The sequence below is a fragment of the Arthrobacter sp. ov407 genome (assembly GCF_900102895.1).
Classification (GTDB): Bacteria; Actinomycetota; Actinomycetes; order Actinomycetales; family Micrococcaceae; genus Arthrobacter.
This window is the reverse complement of the sequence record NZ_FNGD01000005.1, coordinates 239141-254154: the sequence shown is the minus strand read 5'-3', so window position 1 is coordinate 254154 and position 15014 is coordinate 239141. Positions and strand designations below refer to the sequence as shown.

17 protein-coding genes are annotated in these 15014 nt (G+C 66.6%); 8 read left to right on the top strand and 9 right to left on the bottom strand.

Annotation, left to right across the window (positions count from 1 at the left end; translation table 11 throughout):
* Nucleotides 1–9: 9 nt before the first annotated feature.
* The 6 genes from BLS42_RS08705 to BLS42_RS08680 form a co-directional block, all read right to left on the bottom strand.
* On the bottom strand, nt 10–1050 hold the full coding sequence (locus tag BLS42_RS08705; RefSeq protein ID WP_371129536.1) for a thioesterase domain-containing protein: 1041 nt from the start codon (nt 1048–1050) through the stop codon (nt 10–12).
* A 104-nt stretch (nt 1051–1154) separates the two neighbouring features.
* Entirely contained in the window at nt 1155–1700 is a 546-nt protein-coding gene (locus BLS42_RS08700; protein WP_090579491.1) for a hypothetical protein, read from the bottom strand.
* Nucleotides 1701–1794: 94 nt separating this feature from the next.
* Nucleotides 1795–2604 carry a GAF and ANTAR domain-containing protein gene (locus tag BLS42_RS08695; RefSeq protein ID WP_256336346.1) on the bottom strand — a complete coding sequence of 270 codons (810 nt, stop codon included), beginning with the start codon at nt 2602–2604 and terminating at the stop codon, nt 1795–1797.
* Nucleotides 2605–2701: 97 nt separating this feature from the next.
* Nucleotides 2702–3286 (bottom strand): orotate phosphoribosyltransferase, encoded by a 585-nt coding sequence (pyrE, locus tag BLS42_RS08690; RefSeq protein WP_090579488.1) that lies wholly within the window; start codon nt 3284–3286, stop codon nt 2702–2704.
* A gap of 102 nt (nt 3287–3388) precedes the next feature.
* Nucleotides 3389–3967: a dihydrofolate reductase family protein gene (locus BLS42_RS08685; protein ID WP_090579485.1), complete on the bottom strand. Its 579-nt coding sequence runs from the start codon at nt 3965–3967 to the stop codon at nt 3389–3391.
* Between the two features lie 19 nt (nt 3968–3986).
* Nucleotides 3987–5228 carry an FAD-dependent oxidoreductase gene (locus BLS42_RS08680; RefSeq protein ID WP_090579482.1) on the bottom strand — a complete coding sequence of 414 codons (1242 nt, stop codon included), beginning with the start codon at nt 5226–5228 and terminating at the stop codon, nt 3987–3989.
* A 114-nt stretch (nt 5229–5342) separates the two neighbouring features.
* On the opposite strand from BLS42_RS08680, the gene nadE reads away from it, so the two are divergent.
* Nucleotides 5343–6164, top strand: a complete 822-nt coding sequence (nadE, locus tag BLS42_RS08675) for an ammonia-dependent NAD(+) synthetase (protein WP_090579479.1) — start codon at nt 5343–5345, stop codon at nt 6162–6164.
* A 121-nt stretch (nt 6165–6285) separates the two neighbouring features.
* On the opposite strand, the gene BLS42_RS08670 is transcribed toward nadE, so the two are convergent.
* Nucleotides 6286–7191, bottom strand: a complete 906-nt coding sequence (locus BLS42_RS08670; protein WP_090579476.1) for an NADP-dependent oxidoreductase — start codon at nt 7189–7191, stop codon at nt 6286–6288.
* Nucleotides 7192–7285: 94 nt separating this feature from the next.
* A complete protein-coding gene (locus BLS42_RS08665) occupies nt 7286–8056 on the bottom strand; it encodes an IclR family transcriptional regulator (protein WP_090579682.1) in 771 nt (256 codons plus the stop codon).
* 220 nt (nt 8057–8276) lie between these two features.
* Here BLS42_RS08665 and BLS42_RS08660 point away from each other — a divergent pair, with 220 nt between their 5' ends.
* The 6 genes from BLS42_RS08660 to BLS42_RS08635 all read left to right on the top strand — a co-directional run bounded on the left by BLS42_RS08660 (nt 8277) and on the right by BLS42_RS08635 (nt 13560).
* On the top strand, nt 8277–9014 hold the full coding sequence (locus BLS42_RS08660) for a CoA transferase subunit A (RefSeq protein ID WP_090579474.1): 738 nt from the start codon (nt 8277–8279) through the stop codon (nt 9012–9014).
* Between the two features lie 45 nt (nt 9015–9059).
* Entirely contained in the window at nt 9060–9770 is a 711-nt protein-coding gene (locus tag BLS42_RS08655) for a CoA transferase subunit B (protein WP_090579471.1), read from the top strand.
* A complete protein-coding gene (locus tag BLS42_RS08650) occupies nt 9767–10963 on the top strand; it encodes an acetyl-CoA acetyltransferase (RefSeq protein ID WP_090579467.1) in 1197 nt (398 codons plus the stop codon). The genes BLS42_RS08655 and BLS42_RS08650 overlap by 4 nt, the downstream gene beginning before the upstream one ends.
* A gap of 146 nt (nt 10964–11109) precedes the next feature.
* Nucleotides 11110–12165 (top strand): zinc-dependent alcohol dehydrogenase family protein, encoded by a 1056-nt coding sequence (locus tag BLS42_RS08645; RefSeq protein ID WP_090579465.1) that lies wholly within the window; start codon nt 11110–11112, stop codon nt 12163–12165.
* 85 nt (nt 12166–12250) lie between these two features.
* Nucleotides 12251–12703: an acyl-CoA thioesterase gene (locus BLS42_RS08640; protein ID WP_090579462.1), complete on the top strand. Its 453-nt coding sequence runs from the start codon at nt 12251–12253 to the stop codon at nt 12701–12703.
* Complete coding sequence (locus tag BLS42_RS08635; RefSeq protein ID WP_090579459.1) at nt 12700–13560, top strand: PaaX family transcriptional regulator; 861 nt, start codon at nt 12700–12702, stop codon at nt 13558–13560. Before BLS42_RS08640 ends, BLS42_RS08635 begins: the two co-directional genes overlap by 4 nt.
* 30 nt (nt 13561–13590) lie before the next feature.
* On the opposite strand, the gene BLS42_RS08630 is transcribed toward BLS42_RS08635, so the two are convergent.
* The gene (locus BLS42_RS08630; protein ID WP_090579456.1) at nt 13591–13983 is read right to left on the bottom strand and encodes a RidA family protein; all 393 of its coding nucleotides are present in this window, start codon (nt 13981–13983) and stop codon (nt 13591–13593) included.
* Between the two features lie 127 nt (nt 13984–14110).
* On the opposite strand from BLS42_RS08630, the gene BLS42_RS08625 reads away from it, so the two are divergent.
* Nucleotides 14111–14971: a fumarylacetoacetate hydrolase family protein gene (locus BLS42_RS08625; protein ID WP_090579453.1), complete on the top strand. Its 861-nt coding sequence runs from the start codon at nt 14111–14113 to the stop codon at nt 14969–14971.
* Nucleotides 14972–15014: the final 43 nt, after the last annotated feature.

Sequence of the window (15014 nt, the reverse complement as noted above, 5' to 3'; positions counted from 1 at the left end):
GGACAACGCTCAGAACGCGGTCATCTTCCCGCCGCCGCCCGGCAGCGGGAAGAGGTCGTCCTGGAGCTTGTCGATGATGGGCCGGTAGACGAACGGGCTCCAGCCCGGGCTCGCGTGCTCCGGCCTCGCCCCGTCCGTGCGCAGGTCATCCGAGGCCATGTTGGCCTTGAAGGTCAGTGACCACGTATCCCGGGCGGTCTCGTAGTCCACGGACTTGTCCCGGGGGTTGCCGATGAACGCCATCTTTGTTTCGCCGATCTTCCCGACGAAACGGCTGACCTCAAAGTGGTAGATGTAGGCGGATTCGGACTGGATCAGCACACTGGACGGCGCGATCGGCGAGAGCTGTTCCAGGGTCTGGTCCACGATCTGGCCCCAACTGCGCTCATTCTTGTGCAGCATCCTCTCGCCGAGCTCGTAGCCGCCGCGCAGCACTGAGGGGAAGCGGAACCCGCTTTCGTAGAGCAGCACCACGCCCTCAAACCAGCTCTGGTCCAGCACGTCGTGCCGGCTCGCGGGGCTGGAGTCGAGGAGGATGAATGCCACTTCGACGCCGTGCAGCTCGCGCAGCCGGGCGGCCACCTGGGTTGCCACCATGCCGCCGAAACTGTGGCCGTAGAAGTAGAGGGTGGTGAGATTGTGGGCGCGGACGTGCTCGATCACGGCAATGACCACCTCGTCGATGTCCAGCCCCTCGTTGGAATAGCCGACGGCGGCGAGCTGGCCCCTCTTGTTCAGGGATCCGCGCAGGGCGTTCAGGATCCACAGTGCTTCTTCCCAGCTTGTCTTGTAGCCGGGGAAGAAGATCCAGCTGGCGTGGGGAAAATACCGTTCGGCGACGTCATCGGGCACTTCGAGGATCCGGGTGACGCGCCGCTCGGCCTGCACGCGCTGCGTGAACAGCATGTCCGCGGCCAGCACCGACGCGGACCCGGCGCCGATCAGGAACGTGCGCCGGGAAACCCGTTTAAGCTCGACGGCGCGGCGGAGCATGCGGGCCTCGGCAGCTCCGGGGCCTCGCGGATGGTTCGGTTCCATCTCGGCCGGCACATCACTACCGTATCCACGGTCCGGCGGGGATGAGAAACCGGACCCATCCGGAAAAGAGAAGGCCAGTCTGGAGCGCCGTTGGCGCCGCTGGCGCCGCTGGCCGGCTAGACAGGCTCGGGCTCGCGGCCGTCTTCGCGACGGCTGATCTCCATGCCGATCTCGTCATAGGTCGCCAGCAGTTCCGAGCGGGCCATGTCAGTGGGGTCGTCGAGCAGGCCGAACACCGAGTCGGACGCGGCGAAGAGTTCGTCGTCGGAGAACCGGGTCAGCTGACGGGTGCCCGAGGGATCGACGGAGGCCACGAATTCCCCGACCATGTCCAGTGTGGGCATTGCGGCGGAATCGTCGCGGTGCGGGGTCAGTTCCAGGGAGACGCCGCCGGGGGCTGGCATGCCGGCGGTCTCCGAGCCGGCGCTGACGCCGTCGATCGCGTTGAGGTCGTGGCGCAGGCCGGCCAGCGCCGATGATTCCACGAATGCGGCCAGGCCGAGGTCGACGCGGATGTGCGAGATGATTCCCATGCGGCGAACGCGCTGGATAATCTGCACCAGGGAGGGGCGGGAGGCTTGCGTGAGGCTCCCCCGGACAGTAATCCGGACGACGTCGGAAACGACATCGAGTTTGACGTGGGCTTGCAGTGTTTGGTCCATAGGTACTCCAAAGAAGGCATCTATGGCCGACGGCTCAACCTCATTCAGCGTATCCGCGCTTGTGGTTGCACACAAGTCATAGGCGGCTGCCGGTTTAGCCTGCCTGTTGCCTTTCCGGCTCCTCGTAATGCGTCCGGGTTGCCGTTCCGCCGACAGAATGCACCAGGGATTTGGCGATGTCGCGCAGCTTGACGTTGCCGTTGCTGGAGGCGTCGGTGAGGATCCGGACCGCGGTTTCCTGGTCGCAACGGTTCTGCGCCATGACGATCCCGATGGCCATGTCGATCACGGTCCGGGATTCAAGCGTGGCGCGCAGGTTCGTGGCACTGTCAGTGTGCAGCGAGAACCGGACTGCCAGCCGCAGCGCCTGGGAGATTTCGCGGGTGTAGCCGCGGGCCCGGACCGCGACGTCGCCGTCGAACTTGTGCGGGACATCGGAGTAGAGGTTCAGTGCCGCCTGGGCTTCGCCCTGGAGGTGGAAAGGCACCGACAACACCGAGCGCAGGCCGTGCGAGGCGACGGCGGAGGCGTAATCAGGGCCCCAGCGGTCCTCGTCGAAGAGGTCCGGGACGTAGACTTCCCGTTCCTCCTTGGCAGCGGTCAGGCAGGGGCCCTGGGACAGCGAGTACTGGATCTCGTCCACTTCGCGGGCGGAGTCACTGCTCCACCCGATCGTGGCGGCCTTGCGGTCCCGGAGCAAGGTAATTCCGCACAGCGCGTCGTCGCCGGAGCCCGCCACCTGGTGCGCGGAAAATCGCGCGAGTTCGTTCAGGAACGCTTCGAAGTCCGCGCTGTCCAGGATCAGGTTCTGGATCTGGTCGACCGTGCCCACCGAGATGTCGGCGCCCTGGACTTCCGGACCAGGATTCACCCCGCTGTTCAGGGACTGTTCGGACGGGAGCATGGCGCGTGTTCTCCAGATGGAAATAAGGGACGGGTATGGGACAAATGATAGGTCACGGCCCATACCCCGTCCACCGGCGCAGGTCAGAGGGGAACTCCTAGCTGAGGCCCAGTTCGTCCTTGCCGAAGGCGAAGAGGTACGGAACGCCGGCTTCGGCCTCGATCTTTTCCTTGGCTCCGGTGTCGCGGTCCACGATCACGGCGACGGCCACCACGTTGCCGCCGGCCTTGCGGACGCCTTCGACGGCGGTCAGCGCGGACCCGCCGGTGGTTGAGGTGTCCTCCAGGACCAGGACCTTGCGGCCCTCGACCGAGGGGCCTTCCACCTGGCGGCCCATACCGTAGGACTTCTGCGCCTTGCGGACGACGAACGCGTCCACCGGGCGGCCGGCGTCGACGGCGGCATGCATGACGGCGGTGCCCACCGGGTCTGCCCCCATGGTGAGCCCGCCGGCGCACTCGAAATCGATCCCGGCGTCCTCCATCAGGGAGAGCATGACCGTTCCCACCAGCTTGGACGCCTCGTGGTGCAGGGTGATGCGGCGCAGGTCGATGTAGTAGTCGGCTTCCGCGCCGCTGGAGAGGGTGACCTTGCCGCGGACGACGGCCAGTTCCTTGATCAGTTCCAGGAGTCGGGCACGGGCAGCGGCAGCGTCGGCTGCGAAGTCACGGGTGGCAGTCATGGGTCCCAGTTTAGTGGCTGGTCCGCCGCGGATTCCCAGCCGGAGTCCTGTATGTCGGCGGGCCAGATGTCAGCGGTGGCCTCTATCTCCTTCGCGCGAGACCTACCGGCCCGCACTTAGGGCGTATTCGAGCTCGACCAGCCCGGCGTCGTACGTCTTCGCGCTCAGCAGCCTCAACAGGGTCGGGTCCTGGCCGGCCGGAAACACGCCACGCCCCGCGCCGGTCGCAATCGGTATGACAACGAGGCGCACGGCGTCCACTTCGCCGGCCGCGAAGAACGCCTCGCTCAGGGTCAGGCTGCCCCAGAGCACAATCGTGCCGGCGACCTCGCTTTTGATGCGGCGGATCGCCACGACCGCATCGCCCGATTCAATGGTCGCCGCGGGGAATGCGCCCCACGGCGCGTTCTGGAGCTGCCGGGAAAACACGTAGCAGCGCAGTGCGTTGATCGCCGGCGCAATGATCTCTCCCTCGGATGCGGGAGTCGGCCAGAATTCAACGAACATCCGGTAGGTGGTTGCCCCGAGGACCATCGCCTCGACTGTCTCGAGCCACGCGAGCTGGCTCTGGTCGAGCTCGGCGGTGCCGCCTTCGATCAGTTCGTAGGCCGTGAACTCATTGTTGGTGTTGGTCGCGAACCCGTCGGCCGTGACGAATTCCTGGACTACCAGTTGGCCCATGATCGGTTCCTCGGTTCTGCTAGCTGTGTTGCGGGGCGCGCCGTGCGAAGGCCGGGGCGTGCTCGGGGCGCGGACCAAAGGCAATGAAGCGGGGAATGATGGTGCGGAACGCCGGAACGTGCCGGGCGAAGAAGAGTGCCGCGGCCGGAAACTTTGTCCGCTTCCCGGTCATGATCGGGACGAAGATCGCGCGTTGCATGATCCGTTGGACGGTCTGCACAATGACGGTGGGCAGCCGCCGCCGTCGTTCTACTTTCTCCAGGTCTGCCGTGGTCACACGGCCCCGGAGCAGGGCGGGGGCCAGGTACTCGGCGGCGGCCGCCGCGTCCTGGATGGCGAGGTTGATTCCCACGCCGCCGGCCGGGGACATCGCATGCGCGGCGTCCCCGATGCACAGCAGCCCGTTGATATGCCACGAGCGCAGCCTGTTCAGGCGCACGTCCAGCCAATGGAGGTCATCGAGGGACGCGATGGCGTCAACGCGGTCCGCAAGGTCCGGGCGGAGCGCCGCGACCCGCCGTCGGAAGCCCTCCACGCCTTCCGCACGGATCCGGGCGCCGGCGCCCTTGGCGGCGAGGTAGCCCATTTGGTAGTAGTCGTTGCGGAACAGGGCAATAAGCGCCTCGCCGGGGCCGAACGCCGGCACGAGCCCGGCCACCTCACCCGTTTCGGACGGATAACGGGGCAGCCGGAACCACCAGGTGTCGAAGGGCACCGGGAACTCCTTTGGCGCCAGCCCGGCCGCGGCGCGCAGCGCGGAATGGCGGCCGTCGGTGGCAACCACCAGGTCCGCCAGGAGTTCGTCCTGCGTGCCGTCGGGGGTCCGGAAGCGGACTCCACGGACGCGGCCCCCGTTGCGGACCAAACTGGTGGCGGTGTGGCTCATGAGCAGCGTGAATCCCGGTTCCTGTGCTGCGGCGTCGGCGAGGAAGCTCAGGAAATCCCATTGCGGCATCATGGCGATGTAGTTGTACGGCGGCGGCAGGGCGTCAAAGTCGCCCATAGTCACCGGCGGCCCGCCCGGGACCGGGAAAACGACATTCTTCAGGCGGCTCTGCGGCAGCCTTCGGAATTCCTGGCCGAGTCCGAGTTCGTCAATGAGCCGGATGGTGGACGGGTGCACTGTGTCGCCGCGGAAGTCGCGCAGGAAGTCCGCGTGCTTCTCCAACACCGTCACCCGCACCCCGGCCCGTGCCAGGAGCAAGCCCAGCATCATCCCCGCAGGTCCACCGCCCACCACCGCGCATCCGGTCTTCTCCATGGCCCCACGCTACGCCTGCGCGCGGCGCCGCGGGAGGGGGTATTCGCGCGCGTTTCGGACCAGCCCGGCTGCAGCAGTTGAGCGTTGTTGACAGCGCTGGCTAGGCTGTGAGGCATGCGTGAACTCCAGGCGAAGATCATCGAGGAAATGGGCGTGCAGCCCCGGATCGACCCCGCGGGGGAGGTGCGCAAACGCGTGACGTTCCTCAAGGAGTACCTGACGGCCACCCACACCAAGGGCTTCGTGCTGGGCATCTCGGGCGGCCTGGACTCGTCCCTGGCCGGGCGGCTGGCCCAACTGGCGGTCGAGGAGCTCGAGGCCGAGGGCACCGAGGCAAACTTCGTGGCCGTCCGGCTCCCCTACGGCGTCCAGCATGACGAGGACGACGCCCAGGCGGCGCTGGACTTCGTGCGTGCAAAGACCGAGTGGACGTTCAATATCTCAGCGGCGGTGGACGGCTTCGAGGACGAGTTCGAGAAGACGGTCGGCACGGAGATCTCCGATTTCCATAAGGGCAACACCAAGGCCCGGACCCGGATGATCGCCCAATATGCTCTGGCCGGCGAGCACAACTACTTGGTGATCGGCACGGACCACGGTGCCGAATCCGTCACCGGCTTCTTCACCAAGTTCGGCGACGGCGGCGCGGACATCCTGCCGCTGTTCGGCCTCAACAAGCGCCAGAACCGCGCGCTGCTGGCCGAACTCGGCGCCCCGGCCCGGATCTGGGAAAAGATCCCGACGGCGGATCTCCTGGACGGCAAGCCCGGCCGCACCGACGAGGACGAGCTCGGCCTGGGCTACGACGTGATCGATGACTACCTCGAGGGCCGCGACGTCCCGGATGCCGCGGCCGAGCGGATCGAGTCGATGTACCTGCGGACCCGGCACAAGCGCACGGTCCCGGTGACGATTTTCGATACGTGGTGGAAATAGCCTGAGCCGAGGATCCCGGGGCCGGGCTGCAGGCCGAAACGGGGCACTTTGAACCGTGGCTGGGCCTTTTTGACCTCAACGGTCGGCGCGTCCGTGTCAAAGTGCCCCACGACAGTACTTTTTACGGGATCAGCACGAGCTTGCCCCGGACATGGCCTGCGCGGCTGATGCCCAGCGCCCGGGCCGCATCGGTAAGGGGAATCCGCTCCTGGATGCTGAAGCGGAGCTTTCCATCGGCCGACAGCCGGGCCGCCTCCGCTACCCGTCCGTCCAGCAGCCTGACCGGTGCAATTCCGGCGGCGTTGGCCTCTTTTCCAGGCATAGTGGTCACCGCGGCGCCGTGGCCGCCGAGCAAATGGACCGTCGCCGTCGTCGTCTCCTCCCCGCCAAAGGTGTCCACGACGGCGGTGATGGTGCCCAGCGAGCGGACGCGTTCCACGAGCCCTTCGCCATAGGCCACAGGCTCGGCGCCGAGGCCGCGCAAATAGTCATGATTCTGCTCTGAAGCGGTGCCGATGACCTGGGCGCCGAGGTGCCGCGCGATCTGGACCACCGCCGAGCCGACCCCGCCCGCTGCGCCGTGGATGAGGACCGTGTCCCCCATGCCAATGCCAAGCTGGACCAGCGCCGAATACGCTGTGCCGCCAGCTATCGCGACGCACGCCGCCTGCTCAAAATCGATGCCCGCGGGCTTTGGCGTCAGCTGGCTGGGCGGAAAATTGGCGACGGCGCGGTAGCCTCCGGTAATGCCATTCCAGATGACCTCGTCGCCCACCTCGTACCCGGTCACGCCGGGGCCGACGGCGGTCACCATTCCTGCCGCCTCACAGCCGGGAACTGCAGGGAAGTCCAGCGGAAGGTGCCGCTCCAGGTAGCCGGCAACGACTTTCCAGTCCATCGGGTTGACGGCGATGGCGCGGATTCCCACCTGGACCTCGTTCTCCCCCGGAACCGGCAGTTCCTCATCGCCAACAGTGACGAGGTCCGGGCTGCCATAGTGATCGAAAGAGATCTTGATGTTTTTCATGAGGCTGCGCTCCTTCGGCTCGACGCGATTGCGGCCTTTGCTGCCAGCTTCTGACGCAAGCGGCGCCTGCGCAAGAGCCTCGCGACTACTACCTCTAGCCCTGCAGCAGCGTCGAGATGCGGTGGGCCTCATCCATGAGCAGCCGCCCCAGCTGCGGACGCCGGTCTTCCCGGAAGCGCGGCTCGATGCCGGTCAGGGACAGCGCCCAGGCGGGGCGGCCCCGCTGGTCGAAGACCGCCGCGCCCATCCCCCAGCTGCCTTCCAGGACCAGCCCCGGGTTGACCGAATAACCGGCCTGCCGCGTCGCTTCGAGGTTTTCCCTGACACGCGCTTCAGTGTGCGCGGCCGCAAAGCTGCCGGCGTGCGCTGCCCAGTTTGCGAGCAGCTCTTCCTGTTCTTCTGCCGGCAGGAAGGCCATGATTGCGGTGCCGGCTGAGGCGACACCGAGCGGAAACCGCACGCCCTCGTGCAGCACGAAGGAACGGACCGGGAAGCTGCCTTCCTCGCGGAGCAGGCACACCGTTTCGTTGCCGCGGCGGATGGAGAAGAACGCGCTCTCGCCGGTCTCTTCGGCGAGGCGCCGGAGGCTCGGCCTCGCGATGTCCTCCAGTGGGAAACGCGCCGAGGCCACGGACCCCAGCAGCAGGATCTCCGGGCCCAGCACCCAGTTGCCGGTGCCCGGATCCTGGTCCAGCAGGCCCTCGGCCGCCAGAGAGCTGAGCAGCCGGTGCACCGTGGGGCGCGTCAGTCCCGATTCGCGCACCAGCTCCACCAGCGGGGAGCCTTCCGGCTTCTGGCCCACGATCCTGAGCAGGGCCGCGGCCCGGCTCACCACCTGGGCGCCCTGCACGGGGACGGAGTTCATCATTTTCCTCGCGATTCCTCAGAATGATCCACATTGTGGACACCGATCAGCCTACCGTCCACACTGTAAAAATGCACTGGCCTTGGCGCAAATTCGGCGTTGACAGTGCTCCACGCCACACCATAGGCTCCTTCCTCAGGCGAATAGTCCACAACGTGGATCACGGCGCGGGCTTCGCGGCCCGGCGGCCGGTGACTCAACGGCTCAATGAGGAGATGCAATGTCAAAGGTGAAATCCGGGGCAGCGGCGGCCCTGCAGGACGTACTGCGGGACGGCATGACGCTCGCCGTCGGCGGGTTCGGTCTCAGCGGAATCCCCGCTGACCTGATCGAGGCAGTGCGGGACTCCGGGGTGAAGAACCTGACGGTCGTGTCCAACAACATGGGCGTGGACGGCAAGGGCCTCGGCATACTGATCGAAGGCGGCCAGGTCCGCAAAGTCATCGCGTCCTACGTCGGGGAAAACAAGCTCTTCGCCGAGCAGTACCTCGCCGGCCAGCTGGAGGTGGAGTTCACCCCGCAGGGCACCCTTGCCGAGCGGCTGCGCGCCGGCGGCGCCGGAATCCCGGCCTTCTACACGAAGACCGGCGTGGGCACCCTCGTCGCCGAAGGCAAACCGCTCGCGGAGTTCGACGGCGAGACTTTCGTCCTGGAACGCGCCATCAAGGCCGACGTCGCACTGGTCCACGCGCACACCGCCGACACCGACGGCAACCTGATCTACCGGTACACCGCGCAGAACTTCAATCCGGTGGTGGCTACGGCCGGAGCTGTGACGGTCGCCGAAGCCGAGGTGATCGTCGAGCCCGGCCAGCTGGACCCGAACCACATCATCACCCCCGGCGTGTTCGTCCAGCGCCTGGTCCAGGCCAGCGGCCGCGTGAAGGACATCGAACAGCGCACCGTCCGCCCCCGGCTCGAAGTGGAAGCAGAAGCGGCGCACACCGCAACCGTCTAATCCGGCCTGCGCGCCGCCCACCCACACGTTTTCAGGAGAATCACCATGGCTTGGACCCGAGATGAAATGGCCGCAATCGCGGCCGAAGAACTGAACGACGGCGACTACGTCAACCTTGGCATCGGCATCCCCACGCTGGTGGCCAACAACCTGCCCGACGGCGTCCGCGTTGTCCTCCAGAGCGAGAACGGCCTGCTCGGCATGGGCCCTTTCCCCTACGAGGGCGAGGAAGACGCCGACCTCATCAACGCCGGCAAGCAGACCGTCACGGTCCTGCCCGGCGGCAGCATCTTCGACTCCGCGACCTCCTTCGGCATGATCCGCGGCGGCCACGTGAAGGTCGCGATCCTCGGCGCCATGCAGGTCTCCGGCGCCGGCGACCTCGCCAACTGGACCATCCCCGGCAAGATGGTCAAGGGCATGGGAGGCGCCATGGACCTCGTGGCGGGCACGCCGCGCGTCGTGGTCCTGACGGAGCACAACGCCAAGGACGGCACCGCCAAGATCGTCAAGGAATGCACGCTGCCGCTCACCGGGCTCAGCTGCGTGGACCGCATCATCAGCGACCTCGCGGTCTTCGACCTGGTGAAGCATGAACAAGAAACAGGCGCAGGCCGGCAGCTGACGCTGACCCGGCTGGCGCCCGGCGTCACCGTGGAGGAGATCCGCGACAAGACCGAGGCAGAGTTCGACGTCGCCCCTGAGCTCGAAGGAACCCTTGCGATCGAAGACACCGTGGAGGTGGCAGGGGCATGAGCCTGAAGGAACAGTTCGGCAAGGACGTCCTGCTCACCGGCTGGGGCCACAGCCGCTTCGGCAAGCTGACGGACGACACGCTGGAGTCCCTGATCGTGCAGGTCGCCACCGAGGCGATCGGCAACGCCGGGATCGAGCCCGGCCAGATCGACGAAATCTACCTCGGCCAGTTCAACTCCGGCATGATGCCGCTAGCCTTCCCGTCCTCCCTCGCGCTCCAGGTCTCGGACCAGCTGGCCAACGTGCCGTCCACGCGGGTCGAGAACGCCTGCGCCTCCGGCTCGGCCGCGTTCCAGCAGGGCACCAAGTCCCTTTTGGCCGGTACCGCGAAGACCGTCCTGGTGATCGGGGCCGAGAAGATGACGCAGGCCGGGGCCGACGTCGTGGGTGCGGCCCTGCTCGGTGCGGACTACGACATGGCCGGCAAGGCCTCCACCACGGGGTTCACCGGGCTCTTTGCCGAGGTCGCGAAGCACTACGGGAAGCGCTACGGGGACGGCAACGGAAACCTCGGCGACGTCCTGGGCACCATCGCGGCGAAGAACCACCGCAACGGCGTCGACAACCCCTACGCCCAGCTCCGCAAGGATCTCGGCGAGGAGTTCTGCCGCACCGTCTCGGACAAGAACCCGATGGTGGCAGATCCGCTGCGCCGCACCGACTGCTCCCCCGTGTCCGACGGCGCCGCCGCCGTCGTCCTCAGCGTCGCCCCCACCGGCGGCGCCACCGCACCGGTGCGGCTCGCCGGCTTCGGCCAGGCGAACGACTTCTTCCCGGCCGAGCGCCGGGACCCGACCGAATTCGCCGCCACCCGGGCCTCCTGGCAGCGCGCCCTGGGGATGGCCGGCGTCGGGTTGGAGGAGCTCGACTTCGCGGAAGTCCACGACTGCTTCACCATCGCCGAACTGCTCATGTACGAAGCCATGGGACTGACCGAACGCGGCCAGGGGGCCCGGGCGCTCGAGGAAGGCTGGGTCTTCAAGGACGGCAAGCTGCCGGTCAACGTCTCCGGCGGACTCAAGGCCAAGGGCCACCCCGTCGGCGCCACCGGCGTCTCCCAGCACGTCATCGCCGCCATGCAGCTTACCGGGACGGCCGGAGCCATGCAGCTGGCCAGCCCGCGCCGGGCCGCGGTGCAGAACATGGGCGGCGTGGGCATCGCCAACTACGTCAGCGTGCTCGAAGCCGTCTAGAAGGCAACGCGGGGTCGGATACAGCCCATGCCGGGCGGCAAATGGGCCGTATCTGACCCCGCGTTGCTTGTCCTCGTCTACGTGGCCGGCGTTCTGCGCGACTAAACTCGTTCCCAGCCCATCCACCACAAATGCGAGGAGCCCCCATGCGCGCCACCATCATCCACGGTCCCGGCGACATCCGAGTCGAAGACCGCGACTACCCCACACTCCAGCTGCCCACCGACGTCGTCGTGAAGGTCACCGCCTCCTGCGTCTGCGGCTCGGATCTGTGGCCCTACCGCGGCGTCAAGCCCACCCACAAGCCGTCCGCAATCGGACACGAGTTCATCGGGACGGTGGAAAGCATCGGCGAGGACGTCAAGGACCTTGCCGTGGGCGACTTTGTGATCGCGCCCTTCCTGGTCAGCTGCGGCGAGTGCCCCCAGTGCCTCAACGGCGTCACGGTCGCCTGCGACCACCTCGCCGGCTGGGGTGGCAAGGATGACACCGGTCACGGGATCGACGGCGGCCAGGGCCAGGCTGTCCGCGTGCCGCTCGCCGAGTCCACGCTGGTCAAGGTTCCGGGTGTCACCGAGCCCGACGACGCCCTCCGCGCCAGCCTGCTCACGCTCTCCGACGTCATGGCCACCGGCCACCACGCGGCCCTCGCCGCCAAGGCCGGCCCCGGCCGGACGGTCGTCGTGGTAGGCGACGGCGCCGTCGGCCTCTGCGGAGTGCTGGCCGCCAAGCGCCTCGGCGCGGAGCGGATCATCGCCATGTCCCGGCACGCCGACCGCCAGGCGATCGCCCGTGAGTTCGGAGCCACGGACATCGTCGCCGAACGCGGGGACGAAGGCGTCGCCAAGGTCCGCGAACTGCTCGGCGGAGTGCTGGCCGACTCCGTGCTGGAATGCGTGGGAACCAAGGAATCCATGGAGCAGGCGCTGCACAGCGTCCGCCCAGGCGGCGCACTCGGCTTTGTGGGCGTCCCCACCGGCGGGGCCGAGGCCCCGCTGCGCTTCCTGTTCGACACCAACATCACGATCGGCGGCGGCATGGCCCCGGCCCGGACCTACATCCCGGAACTGCTGGCCGACGTGCTGGACGGCACCATCAATCCGGGCCGGGTGTTCGACTCGGTCATGCCGCTTGAGGAGGCACCCGAGGCCTACCGCGCCATGGACGAAAGGCGCGCCATCAAGGTTCTCCTGACCCCGTAGGGAGTTGGCCGGGTGCAGCGGCTGGAGCCTCCCTTGAGATGACGTGTTGTGAACGTTCGTCAGGGGATCGCCATAGAATAAACGCATGAGTGAACTCGATGCGCAAACCAGCACTCGGCCGCCGCAGGCGGGTGTTTCGAGCGCGAGCATTGAGCGCACTGTCGAATGGGTGGACACCGACGCAGCGGGCCACCAACACAACTCGGCCATCATGCGCTGGGCCGAATCCGCCGAGGCCGAACTGTTCCGCCAACTGGACCTGCCCGAGTACTTTCCATCGGCTCCCCGCGTGCACCAGGCGATCAATTTCCGGGCCAAGCTGTGGTTCGGCCAGCGCGTCACAACTACGCTCTGGGTTCAGGCAATGGGTGGCAAGTCCATGACGTTCGGCTTCGAGGTCGTCGCCCACCCCATGGGGGAGCACGACGGCGGCCTCGCCGCCGATGGCACGTTTGTCACCGCCTACGTCCCCGTCGGCGCGGACGCTTCGGCACCCTGGCCGGAGCGCTTCCGCGCGGCCATCAAGGCCGCGGCATGATTCCTATTCCGGAACCCCATGTTCGGCACCAGCAACTGATCATTACCCTCTACGGTCTCTATAGCCGGGAATCCGGGGATGCCCTGGCGGTCTCCGCGTTGATCGAAATGCTCGGCGATCTTGGCTACGACGCACCAGGCGTGCGGTCCTCGGTGTCCAGGCTAAAAGCCAAGGGAGTGCTGAAGAGCGTCAAGGCCGGGAATGTGGCCAAGTATGAGCTTGCAGAGAATGTGGCAGAGGTGTTTCGCGAAGGAGACGAGCGGATCTTCGCGCCGACGTCCGCCAAAGACGATGACGGCTGGATACTGGCCATCTTCTCTGTCCCCGAGTCGATGCGCAGCCGCCGCCATCAGCTGCGCACAGTGCTCGCGGGTTTCGGTTTTGGTTTCATGGCATCAGGTGTGTGGATCGCGCCGTTGTCGGCACTGGAGCGAACGAAGAAACGGCTCGACGTGCTGGGACTGAGCCAGTTCGTGGACTTTTTTCAAGGCGACTACGTTGCCGACCACACCATCCGAGCCAAGGTCGCCCAATGGTGGGACCTGGCCGACCTCGATGAGCAATTTGGCGAGTTTCTCGGCCTGTACGGCGATGGGGTCGAACAATGGACATCCCTGCTCGGCGATGACCCGGAACGAGCACTCGCCGAATCAACGCCGGAGATGCGGCATGCTGCGTTCCGCTACTACATTCCCATGCTCACCATCTGGCGGCGGTTCCCCTACAAGGACCCCAACCTTCCGCCGGAATACTTGCCCGATGACTGGAAGGGCATGGCCGCCCGGGACGCTTTTCTGGAAGTACACCGGCTTATTGCGCCGATGGCAGCAGCCCACGCCCGTCACTTGACGTCCTAGCCGGGCGCTGCCGATTGTCCTTCGCGGCCGTTATTGGATCACCGCAACGCCCTGAATTTCGATCAAGGCCTCCTTCTGCCATAGCCGACTGACGCCGATTCCTGCCATCGCCGGGTATTCAGAGCCGGCCATTTCCCGCCAGAGCCGGCCAATTTCGCGCCCGTTCGCCATGTAGTCGTCCACGTCGGTGAGGTAGATCGTGACGCTGACCAGATCTTCCGGCGCGCCGCCGGCTTCGGCAAGCGTGGCCAGTACATTGCTGAACGCCTGCTTGAACTGCGCCACAATGCCGCCGGGGACAATTTGCATGTCCTGATCCAGCGCCGTTTGACCGCCGAGATAGACGGTGTTTCCCGCCAGGATCCCGTGGGCGTAGCCGGACGGCTTGGGCAGGGACGCCGGGTTGATCGTCTTGTGGGGCATCGAGTTTCCTTCAGGGTATGTGGCAAGAATTTGTCGAAAATGCTGTGACAGGAGTCACCTTCATGCTACGTTGAGCATATGTGACGGTCGTAAAAAAGTCGACACACACTCGAAGGGAACAGCACCCATGAAACTTGCCACCCTGCGCACCGGTGAAACCGGCACGACGGCGGCCCTAGCGCTCGGCGCGGACGGTTACCTTCCACTGCCGGCCCGCGATGTTGGGGAGCTGTTGGCCCTCCCGGACTGGCAGGCGCTGGTCGCAGCCGTGGCCAAGGGTGAGAAGTCCGCCGTCGTCCCTGCCAATGAAGCGGAACTGGCGGCGCTGCTGCCCACGGCCGGGAAGGTCATCTGCTGCGGCCTGAACTACGCCGACCACATCCAGGAGTTGGGCCGGGAACGGCCCGACTACCCCACGCTCTTCGCCAAATACGCGGACACCTTGATTGGCGCCGCAGACGCCATTGAGGTGTACGGCAGCGAGCGCGTCGACTGGGAAGCCGAGCTCGCCGTCGTTGTCGGAGCAACGCTGACCCGGGCCGGTGAAGAGGAGGCGGCAGCGGCCATTGCCGGCTACACCGTGGCCAACGACGTCTCGATGCGCGACTGGCAAAGCCGCACGCTTCAGTGGTTCCAGGGCAAGGCGTTCGACGCCACCACACCGCTGGGCCCGGTCCTGGTCACGGCGGACGAATTCCCGGCCGGGCACGGCTTCGATGTGCGTGGCCACGTCAACGGCGAGCTCGTCCAGCACGGAAACTCCAGCACGCTCGTGTTTGGCCCGGCGCGGCTGCTGTCCTATATCTCCCAATTCACCACCCTGCGGCCCGGTGACGTGGTCCTGACCGGCACGCCCGGGGGCGTCGGAATGGGCATGGAACCGCCGCGCTTCCTCAAGGACGGAGACGTCCTCCGCACCGAAATTGACGGGATCGGCCAGCTGGAAAACCTGGTCCGGATCCGCCCGGGCGCCACCGCCAGCCACTAAGCACGCCGCAAGCACCCGCAAGCACCACGAAACAGCCAGGAGT

What these genes read in the sequence shown, in the direction of transcription:
- BLS42_RS08635 (WP_090579459.1), top strand. Translation starts at nt 12,700, where the DNA reads ATGATTCCTATTCCGGAACCCCATGTTCGGCACCAGCAACTGATCATT.
- BLS42_RS08660 (WP_090579474.1), top strand. Translation starts at nt 8,277, where the DNA reads ATGTCAAAGGTGAAATCCGGGGCAGCGGCGGCCCTGCAGGACGTACTG.
- BLS42_RS08640 (WP_090579462.1), top strand. Translation starts at nt 12,251, where the DNA reads ATGAGTGAACTCGATGCGCAAACCAGCACTCGGCCGCCGCAGGCGGGT.
- BLS42_RS08630 (WP_090579456.1), bottom strand. Translation starts at nt 13,983, where the DNA reads ATGCCCCACAAGACGATCAACCCGGCGTCCCTGCCCAAGCCGTCCGGC.
- BLS42_RS08685 (WP_090579485.1), bottom strand. Translation starts at nt 3,967, where the DNA reads ATGGGCCAACTGGTAGTCCAGGAATTCGTCACGGCCGACGGGTTCGCG.
- BLS42_RS08650 (WP_090579467.1), top strand. Translation starts at nt 9,767, where the DNA reads ATGAGCCTGAAGGAACAGTTCGGCAAGGACGTCCTGCTCACCGGCTGG.
- BLS42_RS08655 (WP_090579471.1), top strand. Translation starts at nt 9,060, where the DNA reads ATGGCTTGGACCCGAGATGAAATGGCCGCAATCGCGGCCGAAGAACTG.
- BLS42_RS08665 (WP_090579682.1), bottom strand. Translation starts at nt 8,056, where the DNA reads ATGAACTCCGTCCCCGTGCAGGGCGCCCAGGTGGTGAGCCGGGCCGCG.
- BLS42_RS08680 (WP_090579482.1), bottom strand. Translation starts at nt 5,228, where the DNA reads ATGGAGAAGACCGGATGCGCGGTGGTGGGCGGTGGACCTGCGGGGATG.
- pyrE (WP_090579488.1), bottom strand. Translation starts at nt 3,286, where the DNA reads ATGACTGCCACCCGTGACTTCGCAGCCGACGCTGCCGCTGCCCGTGCC.
- BLS42_RS08625 (WP_090579453.1), top strand. Translation starts at nt 14,111, where the DNA reads ATGAAACTTGCCACCCTGCGCACCGGTGAAACCGGCACGACGGCGGCC.
- BLS42_RS08695 (WP_256336346.1), bottom strand. Translation starts at nt 2,604, where the DNA reads ATGCTCCCGTCCGAACAGTCCCTGAACAGCGGGGTGAATCCTGGTCCG.
- BLS42_RS08700 (WP_090579491.1), bottom strand. Translation starts at nt 1,700, where the DNA reads ATGGACCAAACACTGCAAGCCCACGTCAAACTCGATGTCGTTTCCGAC.
- BLS42_RS08645 (WP_090579465.1), top strand. Translation starts at nt 11,110, where the DNA reads ATGCGCGCCACCATCATCCACGGTCCCGGCGACATCCGAGTCGAAGAC.
- nadE (WP_090579479.1), top strand. Translation starts at nt 5,343, where the DNA reads ATGCGTGAACTCCAGGCGAAGATCATCGAGGAAATGGGCGTGCAGCCC.
- BLS42_RS08670 (WP_090579476.1), bottom strand. Translation starts at nt 7,191, where the DNA reads ATGAAAAACATCAAGATCTCTTTCGATCACTATGGCAGCCCGGACCTC.